This window comes from Peribacillus sp. FSL K6-5616, assembly GCF_038008245.1.
In the GTDB taxonomy this organism is placed as follows: domain Bacteria; phylum Bacillota; class Bacilli; order Bacillales; family DSM-1321; genus Peribacillus; species Peribacillus frigoritolerans.
Genome location: NZ_JBBOYT010000001.1, coordinates 3,074,572 through 3,093,653, shown reverse-complemented (window position 1 = coordinate 3,093,653; position 19,082 = coordinate 3,074,572). Strand labels below are relative to the sequence as shown.

General features: G+C 40.7%; 22 protein-coding genes. 13 read left to right on the top strand and 9 right to left on the bottom strand.

Features of this window, described 5'->3' with window-relative positions; all coding sequences use genetic code 11:
• Nucleotides 1–100 precede the first annotated feature (100 nt).
• Entirely contained in the window at nucleotides 101–361 is a 261-nt protein-coding gene (locus MHB45_RS14825) for a DUF2624 family protein (RefSeq protein ID WP_048677987.1), read from the bottom strand.
• 211 nt (nucleotides 362–572) lie between these two features.
• On the opposite strand from MHB45_RS14825, the gene MHB45_RS14820 reads away from it, so the two are divergent.
• From MHB45_RS14820 to MHB45_RS14810, 3 genes are read left to right on the top strand one after another with little or no spacing between them, the layout of a single operon-like run.
• Nucleotides 573–1,337, top strand: a complete 765-nt coding sequence (locus MHB45_RS14820; protein ID WP_048677988.1) for a metal ABC transporter ATP-binding protein — start codon at nucleotides 573–575, stop codon at nucleotides 1,335–1,337.
• Between the two features lie 21 nt (nucleotides 1,338–1,358).
• On the top strand, nucleotides 1,359–2,192 hold the full coding sequence (locus MHB45_RS14815; RefSeq protein WP_034308452.1) for a metal ABC transporter permease: 834 nt from the start codon (nucleotides 1,359–1,361) through the stop codon (nucleotides 2,190–2,192).
• 15 nt (nucleotides 2,193–2,207) lie between these two features.
• Nucleotides 2,208–2,633, top strand: coding sequence for a Fur family transcriptional regulator (locus MHB45_RS14810; RefSeq protein ID WP_072273229.1), 426 nt, complete (start codon nucleotides 2,208–2,210; stop codon nucleotides 2,631–2,633).
• Nucleotides 2,634–2,668: 35 nt separating this feature from the next.
• Here the strand turns inward: MHB45_RS14810 and MHB45_RS14805 are convergent, their stop codons facing one another.
• Nucleotides 2,669–3,253 carry a 5' nucleotidase, NT5C type gene (locus MHB45_RS14805; RefSeq protein ID WP_034308447.1) on the bottom strand — a complete coding sequence of 195 codons (585 nt, stop codon included), beginning with the start codon at nucleotides 3,251–3,253 and terminating at the stop codon, nucleotides 2,669–2,671.
• Nucleotides 3,254–3,421: 168 nt separating this feature from the next.
• Between MHB45_RS14805 and MHB45_RS14800 the strand changes: the two genes are divergently transcribed.
• Nucleotides 3,422–3,892 (top strand): hypothetical protein, encoded by a 471-nt coding sequence (locus MHB45_RS14800; protein ID WP_063594173.1) that lies wholly within the window; start codon nucleotides 3,422–3,424, stop codon nucleotides 3,890–3,892.
• Nucleotides 3,893–3,985: 93 nt separating this feature from the next.
• On the opposite strand, the gene ispG is transcribed toward MHB45_RS14800, so the two are convergent.
• The 4 genes from ispG to MHB45_RS14780 form a co-directional block, all read right to left on the bottom strand.
• Nucleotides 3,986–5,098: a flavodoxin-dependent (E)-4-hydroxy-3-methylbut-2-enyl-diphosphate synthase gene (ispG, locus tag MHB45_RS14795; protein ID WP_187050875.1), complete on the bottom strand. Its 1,113-nt coding sequence runs from the start codon at nucleotides 5,096–5,098 to the stop codon at nucleotides 3,986–3,988.
• 212 nt (nucleotides 5,099–5,310) lie between these two features.
• On the bottom strand, nucleotides 5,311–5,643 hold the full coding sequence (locus MHB45_RS14790) for a hypothetical protein (RefSeq protein ID WP_048677989.1): 333 nt from the start codon (nucleotides 5,641–5,643) through the stop codon (nucleotides 5,311–5,313).
• A 113-nt stretch (nucleotides 5,644–5,756) separates the two neighbouring features.
• Nucleotides 5,757–5,891, bottom strand: coding sequence for an anti-repressor SinI family protein (locus MHB45_RS14785; protein WP_253349608.1), 135 nt, complete (start codon nucleotides 5,889–5,891; stop codon nucleotides 5,757–5,759).
• A 182-nt stretch (nucleotides 5,892–6,073) separates the two neighbouring features.
• A complete protein-coding gene (locus MHB45_RS14780) occupies nucleotides 6,074–6,841 on the bottom strand; it encodes a DUF1189 domain-containing protein (protein WP_072273228.1) in 768 nt (255 codons plus the stop codon).
• A 162-nt stretch (nucleotides 6,842–7,003) separates the two neighbouring features.
• Between MHB45_RS14780 and MHB45_RS14775 the strand changes: the two genes are divergently transcribed.
• Nucleotides 7,004–7,489 (top strand): DUF456 domain-containing protein, encoded by a 486-nt coding sequence (locus MHB45_RS14775; protein ID WP_072273227.1) that lies wholly within the window; start codon nucleotides 7,004–7,006, stop codon nucleotides 7,487–7,489.
• 143 nt (nucleotides 7,490–7,632) lie between these two features.
• Entirely contained in the window at nucleotides 7,633–8,241 is a 609-nt protein-coding gene (gene sodA / locus MHB45_RS14770) for a superoxide dismutase SodA (RefSeq protein ID WP_034308436.1), read from the top strand.
• Nucleotides 8,242–8,375: 134 nt separating this feature from the next.
• Here the strand turns inward: sodA and MHB45_RS14765 are convergent, their stop codons facing one another.
• Nucleotides 8,376–8,525: a hypothetical protein gene (locus MHB45_RS14765; protein WP_161802084.1), complete on the bottom strand. Its 150-nt coding sequence runs from the start codon at nucleotides 8,523–8,525 to the stop codon at nucleotides 8,376–8,378.
• A gap of 1,091 nt (nucleotides 8,526–9,616) precedes the next feature.
• Between MHB45_RS14765 and MHB45_RS14760 the strand changes: the two genes are divergently transcribed.
• The 7 genes from MHB45_RS14760 to phoU all read left to right on the top strand — a co-directional run bounded on the left by MHB45_RS14760 (nucleotide 9,617) and on the right by phoU (nucleotide 17,811).
• A complete protein-coding gene (locus MHB45_RS14760; protein ID WP_048682129.1) occupies nucleotides 9,617–10,837 on the top strand; it encodes an MFS transporter in 1,221 nt (406 codons plus the stop codon).
• Between the two features lie 193 nt (nucleotides 10,838–11,030).
• The gene (locus MHB45_RS14755) at nucleotides 11,031–13,199 is read left to right on the top strand and encodes a peptidoglycan D,D-transpeptidase FtsI family protein (RefSeq protein WP_048682132.1); all 2,169 of its coding nucleotides are present in this window, start codon (nucleotides 11,031–11,033) and stop codon (nucleotides 13,197–13,199) included.
• Between the two features lie 210 nt (nucleotides 13,200–13,409).
• Nucleotides 13,410–14,375 (top strand): PstS family phosphate ABC transporter substrate-binding protein, encoded by a 966-nt coding sequence (locus MHB45_RS14750; protein ID WP_034308431.1) that lies wholly within the window; start codon nucleotides 13,410–13,412, stop codon nucleotides 14,373–14,375.
• A 138-nt stretch (nucleotides 14,376–14,513) separates the two neighbouring features.
• Nucleotides 14,514–15,413, top strand: a complete 900-nt coding sequence (pstC, locus tag MHB45_RS14745; protein ID WP_048682191.1) for a phosphate ABC transporter permease subunit PstC — start codon at nucleotides 14,514–14,516, stop codon at nucleotides 15,411–15,413.
• Between the two features lie 3 nt (nucleotides 15,414–15,416).
• Nucleotides 15,417–16,295 (top strand): phosphate ABC transporter permease PstA, encoded by an 879-nt coding sequence (gene pstA / locus MHB45_RS14740; protein ID WP_048682136.1) that lies wholly within the window; start codon nucleotides 15,417–15,419, stop codon nucleotides 16,293–16,295.
• 21 nt (nucleotides 16,296–16,316) lie between these two features.
• The gene (gene pstB / locus MHB45_RS14735) at nucleotides 16,317–17,138 is read left to right on the top strand and encodes a phosphate ABC transporter ATP-binding protein PstB (protein ID WP_048682195.1); all 822 of its coding nucleotides are present in this window, start codon (nucleotides 16,317–16,319) and stop codon (nucleotides 17,136–17,138) included.
• Between the two features lie 19 nt (nucleotides 17,139–17,157).
• The gene (phoU, locus tag MHB45_RS14730; protein ID WP_048682139.1) at nucleotides 17,158–17,811 is read left to right on the top strand and encodes a phosphate signaling complex protein PhoU; all 654 of its coding nucleotides are present in this window, start codon (nucleotides 17,158–17,160) and stop codon (nucleotides 17,809–17,811) included.
• Between the two features lie 68 nt (nucleotides 17,812–17,879).
• On the opposite strand, the gene MHB45_RS14725 is transcribed toward phoU, so the two are convergent.
• Together MHB45_RS14725 and MHB45_RS14720 are read right to left on the bottom strand one after the other, a co-directional pair.
• Nucleotides 17,880–18,332 carry an endolytic transglycosylase MltG gene (locus MHB45_RS14725; RefSeq protein ID WP_048682142.1) on the bottom strand — a complete coding sequence of 151 codons (453 nt, stop codon included), beginning with the start codon at nucleotides 18,330–18,332 and terminating at the stop codon, nucleotides 17,880–17,882.
• Nucleotides 18,333–18,334: 2 nt separating this feature from the next.
• The gene (locus tag MHB45_RS14720; RefSeq protein ID WP_048682145.1) at nucleotides 18,335–18,715 is read right to left on the bottom strand and encodes a hypothetical protein; all 381 of its coding nucleotides are present in this window, start codon (nucleotides 18,713–18,715) and stop codon (nucleotides 18,335–18,337) included.
• Nucleotides 18,716–19,082: the final 367 nt, after the last annotated feature.

The following is a 19,082-nucleotide window of genomic DNA, read 5'->3' as shown; positions in this document are numbered from 1 at the left end:
GAAAGGGACGATTCATCGATATGAAGATGAATCGTCCTTTCATTTTGCATTTGGATTAAGTATGCCCAAATAAAGACTGTCGTCAGCAGGCTTGGAATCTTTAAAAATTGGATGTAAGGTTGTTGAAGAGGGATTCTATTTCCCTGGCCGTGCTTGCTCCGGCAACTTTTGTAATTTGACCAAGTACGTTCTGTCTTTGACGAATATCAAAAATGTTAATATTTTTACCGGCTAGAAGTGCAGTAATATCCTGTGCTTGTTTTTGAGTGAGTGCAACCTTATGCTGTTTAGCAAGGGAAAGCAATTCATCTGGGCGTATACTGTTGATTTTATGATTGACCATCATTTCAAATAATTTCAAACGATCTCCTCCTTTGTTAAAACATATGAAGGAAGTGGACGTATGTGAACTTGAAACTTTGTTTGATTATGAAATTGGTTCAGATAACATTTTTTTGTGATTCAAGGCATATCGGCACTTGTTCGGAGGACCGGATTCTTTACATCTGGACTTCTTTGATTTATACTAACGATTGTTAATCGTAATGATTCTTAAAAAAAAGGTGATCTCTTTGGATAATGTAGTAAACCCCATAGTTAAATTTGAAGATATATCTTACAAATATACAAAAGATCTGGTGCTGGAACATGTTTCTCTTGAAATTCCCAGAGGGGCATTCCTAGCTATCGTCGGGCCTAATGGATCCGGTAAATCAACGCTTTTGAAGTTGCTGCTTGGTCTGTTCAAGCTCCAAAAGGGGAAAATTGAAATATTCGGTGAAGACATTCGGCGCTTTAAAGATTGGCAAAAGGTCGGGTTCGTTTCCCAAAAGGCGAATTCCTTCAACTCTGGATTCCCTGCCACTGTATTTGAGGTGGTTCAGAGCGGATTGACCAAAAAAATAGGCTTATTTAAGTTCGCTGGCAAAGGGGATAAGCAAAAGGTGAAGAAGGCTCTGGAATCAGTGGACATGCTGGAATATCAAAACCGCAATATCGGGGAATTGTCCGGAGGCCAGCAGCAGAGGGTATTCATTGCCCGTTCACTGGTCAGCGAGCCGGAATTGATGATATTGGATGAGCCCACTGTTGGCGTTGATTCAAAAAACGTCCACCAATTTTATGAAATGCTTGAGATGTTGAATAAAAAATTAGGAATAACCCTGATTTTAGTAACCCATGATGTTGGTACTGTGACCGATAAAGTCACACATGTTGCCTGCTTGAATAAAAAGCTTCATTTTCATGGGGATGCCTGTGAATATAATGAGTTGGATGAAGGTGAACTCTCGTCCATTTATGGACATGGAGTCCAATTTTTAAATCATGATCATTAATATGTTTTGGAGGATAGCCCAATGATATCGGGGATATTGCAATTTGAATTTTTGCAGAACGCATTCTTGACCGGAATCATCATCGGAGCGATTGCGCCATTAGTGGGCGTTTTTGTCGTGGTAAGGCGGATGTCGATGATTTCCGATGCGCTCAGTCATGTAGCGCTTGCTGGTATAGCGTTCAGTTTATTGCTGCAGAAGAGCTTTCTATCTTTAGCAGGATTGAATCCACTTTATATTGGAATGGCGTTTTCTGTAGGTGGTTCATTATTCATTGAAAAATTAAGAGGGGTGTACAAGCATTACCAAGAGCTTGCAATCCCGATCATTATGTCCGGCGGCATGGGTCTTAGTGTCATCTTCATATCCATTGCTGATGGTTTCAATACCGATTTATATGGTTATTTATTCGGCAGTGTCAGTGCCGTCAGCCGGGCGGACTTGTACGTCATTTTGGCAGTGGGGCTAGTCGTAGCCTTGATGCTCACTTTATTGTATAAAGAATTATTCCTGTTATCATTTGATGAAGAGCATGCCAAAGCGTCTGGAATCCCTTATAAAGCGATTCATTTTATTTTTATTGTCATGGTCGCATTGGTTATTGCCGCTTCCATGAAAATCATTGGCATATTACTTGTTTCTTCGCTCATGACGCTCCCGGTAGCAGCCAGTCTCCGCTTTGCTAAGGGCTTTAAGCAGATGATTGGTTATTCGGTATTATTTGGTGAAGTTTCCGTCATAGGCGGATTATTCTTATCATACAACCTTGACCTCGCTCCCGGCGGGACCATTGTAATAATAGCTGTACTAATTCTCATCTTGTCAATTTTGTTTGATAAGTGGAAAAATCGATAGATGGGGTGATGTATTTTGAACGTAACTACTGCCATGCAACTTTTAAAAGATAAAGGTTTTAAGCATACAGGAAAGAGGGAAGAAATGCTTCAGCTTTTCTCTTCCAGCGATAAATATTTAACGGCCAAAGATGTATTGGAGAATATGAAACAGGATTATCCAGGTTTAAGCTTCGATACGATTTACAGAAATCTTTCATTATTTGTCGAACTGGGCATCTTTGAAGCGACCGAGTTGGAAGGGGAAAAGCGTTTTCGTTTTACATGCGGTCATTCTTCCCACCATCACCACTTCATCTGTTTGAACTGTGGAAAAACGAAAGAAATTGAATTGTGCCCGATGCAGGAACTTCAGGAAAGCTTGAAGGACTACGATGTTTCGGGGCATAAATTTGAAATTTACGGACGCTGTCCTGCATGTACCGTATCTTTGGAAGCATAAAAACCATTGACTCAAGTCAATGGTTTTTTCTTGTCTCATTTTATAGTTGCCGGTTCCCCTGACATCCATTGATTCACCCAGGCAGAGGCTTCTTGCCAATTGTTGACCCGAATCACCCTTTCAGGCACGGGATCTTGGTTGTAAGGGGTATTAAATAAAATCACGGGTATTTTACATTCTTCTGAAATCGCCACTGCATTATCGTGCTTGTCCTCCAAAAAGAGATCGACTTCGAATTTTTTGGCTGCAGCAATCTTATCATGTGAACCTACAAGCTCTATATGATCATATAGGACTTGATTACTCGTGAACCAATTCTTCGTTACATCCAATAAACGGGAGCTCCTGGCACTGATGAAATAAAGGTTGGCTTGTTCTGTCCATTTTTCCAATACATCTTTCGCACCCTCAGCCAATAATGATTCGGAATAGATGAGCGGCTCGGTCTCGATGAACCATTTAGTGAAATCTTCTTTTGGAACATTCACGAAAGGCAATAAGTCATATTCGGTTATGTCTTCATAAGCTAAATTCAGTTGAAATGCTTTATTTAAAAAGGGAACCATGGAATCTGGTCTTGTGACAGTCCCGTCTATATCGATGCCAAAACGTTTTTTCATGATGAATCTCTCCTCATTTTCAATACTTGTAATAGTGTAACATATCCCATCATAGCTTTGGTAAAAACCCGTATTTATTTCCAAGACATGAAACCATTTTCACGATGGGTTCCTGCGATTTCTACATACACTATAAATGCTTCACAAACGAAAGTGAGGGATGCACGAATGGAAAAAGATCAATACTCCAGTATTGACGATGAAATGCAATTGGCAAAAGAGGGCAGTGAACCATCCGTTGTGGATGATCAGCATCATGAGCGGTATTATAATGAAGATACACCTGAAGATGACAGACGATATGAGAGCCGTGGGACCATAACCAATTTGGATAACCGGTATCAGGAAGAAACGTCTGCCGAGATTTCAACACCGCCTCAGCGTATCAGGTCATATAAAAATGATGAGCCTGCAGAGGATAATGGTTTAGGGGGAGTGGCATCAAGAGGAAAAGCGATTGGTGTCATAGCATTGATCATCTCCATTTTATCGTTATTCATGATGCCTTTCCTTTTAGGGATTGTGGGTATCATTGTAGGAATAGTGGCCAGAAGCCGGGGATCGAACCTGGGTACTTGGGCCATCGGCATAGGTGCTGTCTCCATCATCGTTGGCATATTTATCGCGCCGTTCTTTTAGCATCATTAACCCTTTGATGTCATTTACATCAAAGGGTTTTTCAAATGATAAAAAACAAAAAATCCCGATAATGAAAATTCGGGATTTTTTGTTTTATTTATTTAGTAAAGCTGCAGCAGCAGCTTCGGCTCTTTGTTTTTCATAGTACTCTTCAGCGATTTTGTCAATTTCCTTTTTCAGTTCCTCGACCATCGTCTCTTCAGGCACTTTACGTACGATTTGTCCTTTTCTAAACAGTAAACCTTCACCGCGGGCGCCGGCTATGCCGATATCAGCCTCACGGGCTTCTCCAGGGCCATTTACCGCACAACCAAGCACTGATACCTTGATTGGTGCTTTAACCGTCTGGATGTACTCTTCAACTTCATTGGCGATGGAAATCAAATCAATCTCGATTCGACCGCAAGTTGGGCAGGAAATTAAAGTGGCCATGTTGGAAGCTAGGCCGAATACTTTTAGAAGCTCCCTTGCCACCTTCACCTCTTCGACGGGATCGGCACTTAAGGAAACACGAATCGTGCTTCCGATACCCTGACTTAGGATGGCACCTAGTCCGGCAGCGCTTTTTACGGTTCCGGAGAACAGTGTACCTGATTCCGTGATTCCAAGATGTAAAGGATAATCGAATGCTTTTGAAGCTTTTTCATATGCCTCGATTGCTAAATTAACATCGGAAGCTTTCATCGAAACGATAATATCATGAAAATCCAGATCTTCTAGGATCTTGATATGGTGTAAAGCACTTTCCACCATTCCATCAGCAGTCGGGTAGCCATATTTCTCGAGGATTTTCTTCTCTAGAGAACCAGCATTGACGCCGATGCGGATTGGTATTCCTTTAGCCTTCGCAGCTTTCACGACTGCTTCCACCTTTTCACGGCGTCCGATATTACCAGGGTTTATCCTGATTTTATCCGCTCCACCTTCGATTGCCTTCAGAGCAAGCTTGTAATCGAAATGAATATCGACTACAAGAGGGATGTTAATCCGTTTTTTTATCTCAGAGATTGCGTCAGCTGCCCTTTCATCCGGACAGGCGACGCGTACGATTTGACATCCCGCTTCTTCAAGACGAAGGATTTCTGCAACCGTTGCTTCAACATCATGTGTTTTGGTCGTTGTCATGCTTTGTACGATAACTTCATTATTGCCGCCAATCGTTAAGTTTCCGACTTTAATTGGCCGCGTTTTGGTGCGATGTATGATTTCACTCAAGTGGAATTCTCTCCTTTAGGAAAAAATCAGTTTTGATTTTTAATTTGTTTCTCTGAAATATTGTATCAATCTACATACCGCTTGACAAGGAAATAGGACGCATAATCTTTTTTCAATAAGTGACATTTCCTATTTCAGGATATATTTGGTGCTTGGAAATCCCCTTTAGTGTGTTTGTGAAGGCACAAATCCCCATTTGAAAGTTATTTATAAACGGGAATTTTATAAGTTTTGCCAATCTGCATATTTTCGGGCTTCAATCCTTCATTCAAACTTTGAAAGTCAGAGATGATCGTTTCGATTGGGTGATTGGATTCGCCTTTTCCCTTTTCAACGATGGAGAGCAAGGTATCCCCAGGTTGCATGGTGATTTCTTTATAAGCGGCAGATGGTGCGGATGCAGGCTGGCTGGCTGGCACGGCCGGTTCGCCAGTAGGGGCAGGTGGATGGGAAGCCGGCAGGGTACCCGTAGTCAAATCAAAATAAATAATAAATAAAGTGAAACAGAATGAGATAAAAAGCAGTAGCCGTTTCAATTTTCCATCCTCCCAAGCTTGTCTTTAATTCATCTATACTTGGAGGGGGCAAAAAATATGCCTAAAAATGGGCGATTTTTCAAATGGAATGTGAGAGTGGCCATTCAAATTGTCTATTTCAGTTCAGTAACATCCTTATTATTTGAATGATTGCTGAGAAAGGAGCGAATTTCCTTTTGGGTCAGACCACTCTTTTTTGCCTCCAATATGAGTAACAACCACTGTACATCAATATGACTCTCCTTCACGTCTATCACCTCTTAAATACTAATTCAATCATAAGTATAGTAATAACTTGGTGAGTATTTTGTCGAATTAAGTAGATATAAAAAATGATGACTGTAGTCATATGAGGGAAAGGCAAGGATTGCCCTGTTTTGTGCAAAAGCAAAAAGATCCGCACCGAGGTGGGTCCGGATCTTATTTAACTTCAATTTCCCATCTTATTGGCTGATGTTTCTTTAATGGATAAATATAACATCATTAATGTAACAAACCAGCTAATGATGGAAGCGAATGGTACAATTGCTTGAAAAGCATCCATGATGGTGAAGAATATGGTGGCAAGAGTTATGCTGTATGCACTAATTCTCCAAAGATGCCTGTAGGAAAGTGGACGGCCAAGAGCATTTTTGAAAAAAAGACCAAAAGTAGCAATGATTGTCACTTTAATGAAGATTCCGCTAGCAGTAAACAGGTATAATATGAGTAGAAGCAATGGAATGATGATCGGCAGCACAGATTCAACTGAATCAAGCCAAGTGGAAATTTCCTGATTATCTCCCTCCAGAACTGAATAAGGAGAGGATTGCACATTGCCTCCTGATACGAAAACCAGATCAGACTTCAAAAGTGCGACAGCCTCATCAGCTTCTGCAGCTACCTTTTCCGGGGTCAAGGCTCCCGTGCCATCCACAAAAATTTGATATCCGTTTTTATTCAGGCTAAATGGCTCATCTTCTTCAGTCGTCAACGTGCCATTTTTGATTTCAAATGCCGGTAAGTCTTCGGATACTGTTTCGTGCATGGCATCTATCCCGTCAACTATCATTGTACCGAAATAATAAGCTGAAGGGAGAAAGGCGATGAGACTTATAAAGAAAACGTATAAAATCGTTTTCCCGATACCTTGGTTTTGAAAGGAAGCGATATCTTTAGGGGAAAATATGCTAACCCAAAGTTGTTTGAATATGTTCAATGTTTTCAGCACCTATCTTTATAAGATTCCTAACCAATTTTAACTATATGGGAAAAATAAAACAACCTGTATTCAGCTTCATTGGTTTCAAACAACAGTAATGAGGTAATTATGGAGAGATAAATCAAATTATAAATTAAATGAGAAAGGGGCTTTAGAGATATGGACACACTATTTTGGATAATAATCACCCTCATGTTCATAATGGGATTTGTCGGTCTGATTTTTCCAATCATCCCAAGTGTTTTGTTCATTTTTGGCGGAATATTGTTATATGGACTTTTTTATTCTTTTGAACCTTTTGGCTGGTTTTTCTGGACGGTCCAAATTTTATTCGTCATCCTTTTATTCGCAGCCGATTATATTGCCAACATGGTCGGGGTCAAAAAGTATGGCGGCACGAAAGCGGGGATATGGGGCAGTACGATTGGGCTCCTGATCGGACCATTCGTGATTCCATTCGTCGGAATTCTGATAGGTCCATTCATCGGGGCATTCCTGGCAGAGATCCTGGTACATAAACAAGACCCTGTAACTGCTTCCAAAATCGGCCTAGGTTCCGTTGTAGGCTTTATAAGCAGCGTAATCACAAAAGGCATCATTCAGCTTCTGATGATAGGATATTTTATATTCGTGGTATTCTCATAGGAAAAATAATCGAAAAATGAAAAATTGAGGCATATGGTTTGAAACGGTTACAAAAATTTGATACTCTATTGCTAGCGAGCTTTAGGTATCTTTCGAGAACTGAAGCCCTCAAAAAAACAGCTTACATAGGGAGGAATTTTATTATGGCTTTTGAACTTCCACAATTACCGTATGCATATGATGCATTAGAACCACACATCGACAAAGAAACAATGAACATTCACCACACTAAACATCACAACACATATGTGACAAACCTGAACAATGCGCTTGAAGGCAACCAAGAACTTCTAAGCAAAAGCGTAGAAGAAATCGTCGCTAACCTTGACGCAGTACCTGAAGCTGTTCGTACAGCTGTACGCAACAATGGTGGCGGACACGCTAACCACACTTTATTCTGGGAAATCCTTTCACCTAACGGCGGCGGACAACCAACTGGTGAATTAGCGGATGCCATCACTTCAAAATTCGGAAGCTTTGACAGCTTTAAAGAAGAGTTCGCTAAAGCGGCTACTACTCGTTTTGGATCTGGCTGGGCTTGGCTTGCAGTCAACAATGGCGAGTTGGAAGTAACAAGTACACCTAACCAAGACAATCCATTATCAGAAGGTAAAACACCGCTACTTGGATTGGACGTTTGGGAGCATGCTTACTACTTAAACTACCAAAACCGCCGTCCTGAATACATCAATTCTTTCTGGAATGTTGTAAACTGGGATGAAGTTGCAAAACGTTACAGCGCTGCAAAATAATTTTAATCAACTAACAAAAGACGGGAATTCCCTTTTCAGGGAAACCCGTCTTTTTTTGTTTCTTTTATCCGAACGGGAATATGAAAGAAAAACAAATAAAGGGAACTCGTATTGCTTGTTTCGATGAAAGAAATTCACGGAGTAAAAGCTGCGAATTTAAGAGAAACGCACAAATTCACGAGTAATATCATCAAATTCACGAGTAAAAGCTCAAAACTCACGAGTAAATGCCCAAAACTCACGAGTAAAAGCCCGAAATTCACGAGTAAAAGCCCGAAATTCACGAATAACACTCCAATTCCAGAGTAAAAGCCCGAAATTCACGAATAAAAGCATCGATTGACGAGTAAACACCCCAATTCATGAGTGAAAACTCGAAATACACGAGTAAAAGTCCGAATTCACGAGTGAACACCCCAAATTCATGAACATCCCCTTCGTCTCCCAGTCGAAGAGTTTTCTTTATACTGTTCTTAATTTTAAAAGGAAGGACTTTAAGGAAAACAGTATAAGGGCAACTACTTCTCTGTCTTCGCCATCCTGGCTCGCCAGTCGAAGAGTTTTCTTTATACTGTTCTTGTTTTAATGGGAAAAGATTTTAAGGAAAACAGTATAAGGGCAACTGCTTCTCTGTCATCGCCATCCTGGCTCGCCAGTCGAAGAGTTTTCTTTATACTGTTCTTAATTTTTTATTTTGAGAGAGCTTTTAAGGAAAACAGTATAAGTGCAACTGCTTCTCTGTCTTCGCCATCCTGGCTCGCCAATCGAAGAGTTTTCTTTACACTGTTCTTGATTTAAAGGGAAGGGCTTTAAGGAAAACAGTATAAGGGCAACTGCTTCTCTGTCATCGCCATCCTGGCTCGCCAGTCGAAGAGTTTTCTTTATACTGTTCTTAATTTTTTATTTTGAGAGAGCTTTTAAGGAAAACAGTATAAGGGCAACTACTTCTCTGTCATCGCCATCCTGGCTCGCCAATCGAAGAGTTTTCTTTATACTGTTCTTGTTTTAATGGGAAAAGATTTTAAGGAAAACAGTATAAGTGCAACTGCTTCTCTGTCATCGCCATCCTGGCTCGCCAATCGAAGAGTTTTCTTTATACTGTTCTTAATTTTTTATTTTGAGAGAGCTTTTAAGGAAAACAGTATAAGTGCAACTACTTCTCTGTCTTCGCCATCCTGGCTCGCCAGTCGAAGAGTTTTCTTTATACTGTTCTTGTTTTAATGGGAAAAGATTTTAAGGAAAACAGTATAAGTGCAACTGCTTCTCTGTCATCGCCATCCTGGCTCGCCAATCGAAGAGTTTTCTTTACCTTTTTTTACATAAATTCTTTTGTTTTTTCAAACACTAGAGTGGAATTTAAAGGAGAGTTAAAACAATGGGTATTTTAGAGAGATGGTTGGGTGAAGCGGGCGGGAAGAAGGATTTGCACCTCCTTTTGTTTATTGGCGGGCTGTACAGCCTAAGTATTGCTTTATCCAATACATTCGTTAATGTGTACTTGTGGAAACAATCCGGTCAAATTGTTGATATTGCCGTATATAATCTAACCGTGGTGCTTTTTCAACCGCTTACTTTTGTCTTTGCCGGCAGGCTCGCGAAAAAGGTTGACCGAATCATTGTTTTGCGTCTGGGTGTTATCTTTTTGGCCCTGTTTTATTTATCGGTCCTATTGGTCGGCACACGGGCAACGGATTTCCTTTGGTTGCTTGGTGGACTGTTAGGAATCGGTTATGGGTTTTATTGGCTTGCCTATAATGTCTTGACTTTTGAAATAACTGAACCGGAAACCAGGGATTTCTTCAATGGGTTTTTAGGGATTTTATCATCCATTGGGGGAATGGTCGGTCCGATTCTTTCAGGGTTCATCATTTCGAGGCTTGAGAAATTCACGGGATATTCCATTGTATTCGGGCTGTCTTTGCTATTGTTTTCCGTTGCGGTTTTTCTTAGCTTTTCGTTAAAAAGACGTCCGGCTCATGGCAGGTACTGCTTCTTTAGGATATTGCAGGAACGGAAAAATAATCGGAATTGGCTCTTGATCACTCGTGCTCACTTTTTTCAAGGGATACGAGAGGGCACATTCATGTTCATCATTTCGATTACCGTTTTCATTCAGACGGATAGTGAACTTGCCTTAGGGAGCTATGGTCTGTTAAATTCGGCCATATCATTCGTTGCGTATTTTTTTGCTTCACGATATATAAAACAGCCGATGCGCAAAAAGGCGATTCTTATTGGAGGAATCCTGTTGTATGCTGGGGTCTTATTGATTGCATTTGATGTCACATTCGGGAAGCTTCTCATTTATGGGGCAATTGTCGCAACCGCTTATCCTATTCTTTTGGTCCCATATATATCACTGACCTATGATATTATAGGCCGGGCTTGGAAAGCAGCTGAAATGAGGATTGAATATATCGTTGTCCGGGAATTGTTCGTTCATATTGGAAGGATTGTATCCATATCGGGATTCATACTTTCCGTCATGTTATTCGACCTAAAGCAATTACTGCCGATTTATCTGTTGATCGTCGGGGCAGGGCATACCGTGATATATTGGTTTGTACGGAAAATCGATATCATTGACCAAGATTGAAAAGAGGCCTTAGAGGCCTCTTTTCAATATACATGACTTACGGTTGTAGGATTTATGAGCCGTAAGTCACTTTTTATGTAAAGTTCGTTAGATGTTTAATATTTCTAGAACACTAAGGTAGAAAAAAAGACAAATGTTCTATAGAATAGTATAGGATCTATTATGACTATGTAAAAAGGATGTGTGGCTTAGTGTGAATAAAAAGAAAAAGAAAAAGACGCATGTGCCTTTCAGATTGAATATTCTTTTCTTTTTAGTGTTTGTTTTGTTTTCCGCTTTAATTTTACGCTTGGGTGTTGTACAGATTGTTTATGGTGATGATTACCGGCGTGAGATTGAAAGAACAGAGGAAGTGACCGTGAATAATTCGGTGCCCCGTGGGAAAATGTATGACCGTAATTTAAAACTTATGGTCGATAACCAACCACTGGATGCAATTACATATACACGAAAGCAAGGTACGAAACAAACAGAAATGGTGGAAACGGCTGAGAAACTCGCGAAGTTGATCGAAAAGGAAACGGACAAAGTGACTGAACGCGATAAAAAGGATTTTTGGATTTTGAAGAATCCAAAGCTGGCCGAGAAAAAGATTACCGATAAAGAGCGGAAAAAAGTGGAAGAGGGCGAGATGGAAGAAAGTGATTTGTATAAGCTTCAGCTTGATCGGATTACTGAAAAAGAAACAAAGCTTTCGGAAAAGGATCTTGAAGTTCTTGCCATCTATAGGGAATTTGCAAGCGGATATGCCCTTACCCCGCAAATTGTGAAAAACAAGGAAGTAACAAAAGAAGAATTCGCCAAGGTGAGTGAAAACCTTGATTCGCTCCCAGGGGTCGATATATCTACAGATTGGGATCGTTTTTATACATATAATAAAACACTTAAATCTGTATTGGGTAAAGTTTCTTCATCTGAAGAAGGGTTGCCTAGCGAAAGCCTGGACTACTACCTCGCACGTGATTACAGCCGGAATGACCGTGTAGGTAAGAGTTATATTGAGGCGCAATACGAAGATATCCTTCAAGGGCAGAAAGCGAAAGTAAGGAATGTGACCGATAAATCAGGAAATGTCGTCGATTCTGAAGTGATTTCTGAAGGTTCACGGGGAAAAGATCTTATTTTGACAGTTGATATGGATTTACAGCTTGCTACTGAGGAAATCATTGAGAAGCAATTGATTGCCAAGAAAAAAATGGGTAACACCAAATTCTTGGACAGGGCCTTTGTCGTCATGATGGATCCCGATACAGGGGAAGTGTTGACGATGGCTGGCAAGAAATATGAGAAGGACCCAAAAACGGGGAAATCCTCCATTGAGGACTTCGCATTAGGAAATATCACCACTTCCTATACGATGGGTTCTGCGGTTAAAGGCGCTACCGTTTTAACCGGTTATCAGCAAGGTGCGATCCAGCCTGGTACGTACTTTTACGATACGAAATTGAGAATCAAAGGTACACCGCCCAAAGGTTCATACAGTGACTTCGGGAACATAAATGATTTGACCGCATTGAAAGTATCTTCTAACGTTTATATGTTCAGAACGGCCATTAATATTGCAGGTGCGCATTATGTGCCAAATGAACCTTTGAACATTAGTTCAGGCGCGTTTTCAACCATGAGGAATTCATTTGCCCAGTTTGGCTTGGGTGTTCGCACGGGAATTGATCTTCCGAATGAAATGAGCGGATTCAAAGGTTCCGAAGTATCTCCAGGTAAGCTGCTTGACCTTGCTATCGGACAGTATGATACGTACACACCGATGCAGCTCGTGCAATATGTTTCAGCGATTGCGAATGGCGGTAACCGCATGAAGCCGCATATGGTTAAGGAAATCCGCGATCCGGTTGATAATAATGAGGAATTGGGACCTGTTGCCGAAGACGTTTCACCGACTGTCCTTAATCGTCTTGATATGAAGGAAGAATGGGTTGAACGTGTTCAGAACGGTTTTGAGAAAGTTGCGATGGAACAAGGCGGAACGGCCTATACCTACTTTGGGAATAAATCGTATACAGTGGCAGCTAAAACCGGGACGGCGGAAGCATTCTATGACGGCCCGAACCGGATGAATTATAGCGAGCCCCAAGAAACGATGAACATTACGCTTGTTGGTTATGCCCCAGCTAAAAATCCTGAGGTCGCTTTTGCGGTCGTTGTGCCGTGGGCATATCAAGGACATTCGGGCCATAGCATGAGTAAAGAAATAGGTGAAGAAATCATGGATACTTATTTCGAACTGAAAAAAGAACGGGCTAAGAAGGAAAATACCGAAACCTCGACCGATTTGAAGGTGGAGAATGGTAAAGACGTTCAAAAGGACCAGGCTGAAGTTAGAAAAAGCCAGGAAAATGAATAATAAAAGGTTAAAAAACACGTTTTTGGGTAAAACCGGAAACGTGTTTTTTTGCATTTTAAGAAAGGAATCAGCACAGTTCTTTCATCTTTACAATAAGCACACAATTATTTACTGAATATTTACAAATGCTTTAAACGGAATTTACAGTCTGAAAGTATGATGTGAGAGTAGGACAAAATATTCATATAAAATTCTTAGGGGGATTTACAAATGAGACGTTTCAAATTTATGGCTATGACCGCAGTAATGGGTGGAGTAATCGCAGTGGCAGCTGGATGTGGATCTAATGATACTTCAAACAGCGGTAAAGGAAATGAAGCGGCTTCAGATCAACTCAAGGGAGAAGTTATTACGGATGGTTCTTCAACGGTCTTTCCGATCATGGAGGCAGTTGCGGAAGAATATATGGCTACACAGCCTGATGTGAAGGTTTCAGTGGGAGCGTCAGGAACAGGTGGGGGATTCAAGAAATTCATCGCTGGTGATACGGACCTAGCCAATGCATCCCGCCCGGTGAAAGAAGAAGAAAGTGCCTTACTTGATGAAAAGGGTGTTGAATATACAGAATTGAAACTGGCATTTGACGGTATTTCAATCGTTGCCAATAAAGATAATGATTTCATCGATTCACTAACAGTTGAAGAACTTCAAAAACTGTGGATTGATAATGGAAAGGTGAAGAAATGGTCTGATATACGTCCTGAATGGCCGAACGAAGAAATTAAATTCTACTCTCCGGGAACAGATTCAGGAACATATGATTATTTCAATGAAGTGATCCTTGAAGAAAAACCAATGGTGGAAAATGCTACGCTTTCAGAAGACGATAACGTTCTTGTACAAGGTGTAGAAGGTGATAAAAATGCGATTGGATTCTTCGGTTATGCCTACTACTCTGAAAATAAAGATAAGTTAAAGATCATTTCCATCGATAACGGCAAAGGTGCTGTAGAGCCAACGCATGAAACGATTAAAAGTGGGGAGTATGCACCATTGTCACGTCCACTTTACACATATGTAGCTAATAAGTCGGTAGCTGAAAAAGAACAAGTTGCAGATTATACTCAATTCGTCATTGAAAATGCAGGAGAGCTTGCAGAAGAAGTGGGTTATATCAGCCTGCCGGAAGAAGAGTACCAGAAAGATCTTGATAAATTAAAAGAATTGGAAAAATAAACGATATTACAGGCTATTGAAATCCCGCCTTGACTCGATTAAGGCGGGGGTAACAGCTTGTAAATCCAAATATTGCGTGTCTGAAATGGAGGATGCAAGTTGGAACTTAGAAAAACAGAAACCTATTCTGTACAGCAAATGATTCTGGAAAAGAAAAGTAAGAAAAAAATCAATATGGAAAAAGTCATGCCTAAGCTTTTGTTCTTTACGGCGGCAATTTCCGTTTTTACTACAATCGGGATCATCCTGACCCTTATATTTGAAACATTCATCTTTTTTGACAGAGTATCCATCGTCGAATTTTTTACGGAAGCTAAATGGCTGCCATTTGCATCTGCACCTTCCTATGGGATTATGCCCCTTATTGTTGGAACGTTGAAGGTAACAGTCATAGCAGCGGTGGTTGCAGTTCCAGTAGGACTTGCAACAGCCATTTTCTTGAGTGAATATGCATCAGAGAAAACACGGAGAATCATCAAGCCGATTTTAGAAGTATTAGCTGGGATTCCTACTATCGTTTATGGCTTTTTTGCCTTAACTTTTGTAACACCGGTTTTGCGGGATTTATTTCCTTCCCTTGACATGTTCAATGCACTGAGTCCTGGAATCGTTGTAGGTATCATGATCATGCCGATGATAGCTTCTTTATCGGAAGATGCCCTAGTATCAGTGCCGAAGTCGATTCGCGAAGGTGCGTATGCTTTAGGAGCAACGAAACTTGAAACGACAATTAAAGTGGTATTGCCAGCCGCCATTTCTGGAATTGTGGCATCCATCGTTCTTGCTTTATCCAGAGCGATCGGGGAAACCATGATTGTGAGTGTTGCCGGTGGCTCGACCCCAAATATGAGCATGGATGTCACTTCATCGATTCAAACGATGACCGCTTATATCGTTCAGGTCAGTTCGGGGGATGCAGGGTATGGGACAACGATTTACTACAGCATATATGCGGTTGGAATGACACTGTTCGTCTTTACGCTTATCATGAATTTACTGGCGCAGTTCATCTCTCGCAAGTTCAGGGAGGAATATTAAGTCATGAAACTGATAAACAAAAGTCATGTTGCAAAAAAAATGCCTGCTAGGCTTGCTGTTAACACGATTTGTAAAGGATTATTCTTCTTGGCAACATTGGTTGGCCTCCTCGTATTGGCCATCTTATTTTATCGGATATTCACTCAAGGAATTGGTAGTCTGAATGGGGATTTCCTTCAGAATTTCGCTTCCAGGAAACCTGAAGAGGCTGGTATAAAGGCAGCGCTGATCGGTTCAATATGGTTGATGGTAGTGGTGGCCCCGGTTTCCCTGCTGCTCGGTGTTGGAACGGCCATTTATTTAGAGGAATATGCGAGGAAGAATTGGATCACCACTTTTATCAAAGTGAATATTTCCAATCTGGCAGGTGTCCCGTCAATAGTATTTGGACTACTGGGCCTAACGGTTTTCGTTCGTGCTCTTGCCTTGGACCGGTCCATATTGGCAGCGGGCCTGACCATGAGCCTACTCGTTCTCCCGGTCATCATAGTCTCTGCACAGGAGGCCATACGTGCCGTACCTCGTGATTTAAGGGAAGCTTCGTTTGGAATGGGTGCAACAAAGTGGCAAACCATTTTGAAAGTGGTCCTGCCTGCTGCGATACCTGGCATTTTAACTGGAGGAATACTTGCTTTGTCACGGGCAATCGGTGAAACGGCGCCATTGGTGGTGGTTGGCATACCAATGTTCATCGCCTTTTTACCTCAAACGGTCATGGATACATTTACAGTGCTGCCAATGCAAATCTATAATTGGACATCTCGTCCGCAGGAGGAATTCCAGCAGGTTGCTGCCGCGGGAATCATCGTTTTACTCATCCTGTTAATATTCATGAATTCAATAGCGGTTATAATTCGAAATAAATTCCAGAAAAGATACTGATAGGAGGAAGGAAGCATGAATATGACCTTAACGAGAGAAAAAGAGTCACCGGCTATCGAAATCGATAATGTCGGATCAGCTGCCTTGACGGAAAAGGTGTATGAAACATCCAATCTTAATTTATGGTATGGAGAAAACCATGCTTTGAAAAATATTAATCTGGATATGCACCAAAATGAAGTGACGGCCATCATAGGGCCTTCAGGATGTGGGAAATCCACCTACATTAAAACATTGAACCGAATGATAGAACTAGTCCCGGATGTGAAAACGACAGGACAGATTAAATATAGGAACCGGAATATCCTTGATCAGTCCTATAAGGTGGAAGATTTAAGGACACAGGTGGGGATGGTCTTCCAAAAGCCTAATCCCTTTCCTAAATCCATTTATGAAAATGTTGTATATGGACCAAAGATCCATGGAATTAAAAATAAAAAAATTCTTGATGAGATAGTCGAAAAGAGTTTAAAAGGGGCAGCCATTTGGGATGAAGTGAAAGACCGTCTGCATGAAAATGCATATGGACTTTCAGGTGGACAGCAACAGCGCCTTTGTATTGCCAGATGTTTGGCAATCGAACCAGATGTCATTCTAATGGATGAACCTACTTCTGCCCTTGATCCGATATCCACGTTGAAAATAGAAGAATTGGTCCAGGAACTGAAAAAGGATTTCAGCATCATCATCGTTACCCATAACATGCAGCAGGCAGCACGTATCTCTGATAGAACAGCCTTCTTCTTAAATGGGGAAGTCATCGAATATTCTGATACAAATACCATCTTCTCTAATCCGAATGATAAAAGAACAGAAGATTACATTACCGGACGTTTCGGTTAAGAGAAAAGGAGATGCGATAATGATCGTTCGTGAAAATTTCGAGCTTCAATTGAAAGAGCTGCAAGAGAAAATCGTGAAGTTGGCTAATTTAGCTTCAGGTGCCATATCAAAATCATATGCCGCACTGGAAAGCAATAATGTAGATGAGGCTCTTGAAGTTATTGATGATGATACAATAGCTGATTTACTGGAAGAGGAAATAAATGACTTTGCAATTTTACTGATTGCTAAGCAACAGCCGGTTGCGATTGATTTAAGGCGTATCATTGCTGCCATAAAAATCGCCTCGGATATTGAAAGGATGGCGGACTTTGGTGTGAATATCGCCAAATCGGCGATCCGAATCGGTGACCAGCCATTTATTCTGCCTTTAACACCATTAAAGCAGATGCATGATATTACATTAAAGATGATTCGACTTTCAATAGAAGCATTTGAGAAGGAAGATGTTGTTCTTTCAAGAGAAATCATTGAAATGGATGATGAGGTTGATCGCTTTTATGGAGAAATGATTCGAAGTCTCCTTCGCCTTTCAGATGAAAAAAACCTTCAGCAGGTTACGCAGCTTTCCCTAATTGCTCGATATTTGGAAAGGACAGCGGACCATACAACGAATATCGCAGAGAATATTTATTTCCTTGTAAGAGGGAGATATATCAGCAGGAATGAATGAACCTATCCTAATTGAAAAAAGAGAGGCTTTTTCTCGGACATAGTCCATTTAAAAGTCTCTCTTATTCATTAATGTGTCAAAGTATTGGCCAATTGTCTATATGTCATATTATTCGTAACAACAAACTCGCCGATTTGTATTTTTTTCGAGAAATCACGGTCATTCATGTAAGCTTCAAATTCATCAGCATCATCGATGATTTTTTCCTTGGAAAGGCGATCGGCAATCTCGGCTGTGGTCATATTCGTTTTCACTTTAATTATATAGGTAACGATGGAAGGTGCCTCTTTTGAAGCTTCCTCCTCCATTAAAACCTTATCCGGATCCTTTGGTTGGACGGTCTTTTTAGCTTCCTCGGTAGGAAGTGTAACGACGAATCCCTTCTTTACGAGCAATTCCTTAGCTTCCTCCGCAGTGGGAGTGGTGCCTTCGAACTTTCCGGTGCCATAATAAAAGGCAGCAAAGATTGTTGTTGTAAAAATGATGCCGGCGGAAAGACCTTGCAGTCTTGCTTTGTTCATTTTCATTCACCCCGCAATCTTTGCTGCTCGATCACTGAAATGGTTTGTTCCTTCGTTAACGAGGATTGTCTAGCGATCTGGTCCAAAGTGAGACCTTGACTATATAAAGATAGAACCTGGCTTTTTAGAATCTCATGTATGGGTTCGATATCATTGGAAGTGACAGTTGATTGATCCTGTACAGAGGGAACAGGGGCGTCCTGGATAACGAATGCCTCTTCAAGAACCTTCACCTTCTTCTTTAATTGGTAGATATCCTGCATATACGTTAGTGTCATCTGTTCTAAATCTTCTTCCAATTTGGCAACTTTATCTTTACCGAAAAAGGAAATGATGAGAAGGACGATCGCTAATGAAAAAAGAAGGACGATAAGTGTTTCCATGTTTTCACCTCAGAAGCTAATTTTCGACAATATACTTATATTTTACACATATTCGAAAAAAATTGGGGATTTTCATATTTTTATATTTTCGGAAGTAGGCAGTAAACTTTATTTATTGTCTGTTTTTTCAAATATTGTCGAAAAGCGATGTGACCGTCGTTGATGAAAAAAAATTAGGCATGAAAATGGGAAAAAAACCTTTGAGAGATAACGTACATAAAATTCGACAAAATGTGTTTATTGTCCATCAGCCAATTCAGTGCTAACATAAAGATAGAATAAATCGAAAAAACGAAATATTTTGAATTGTTAAAAATCAATGATCCTATAAGAAAATGGTGTGCAGAATTTAAAGTGGATAGTTTCA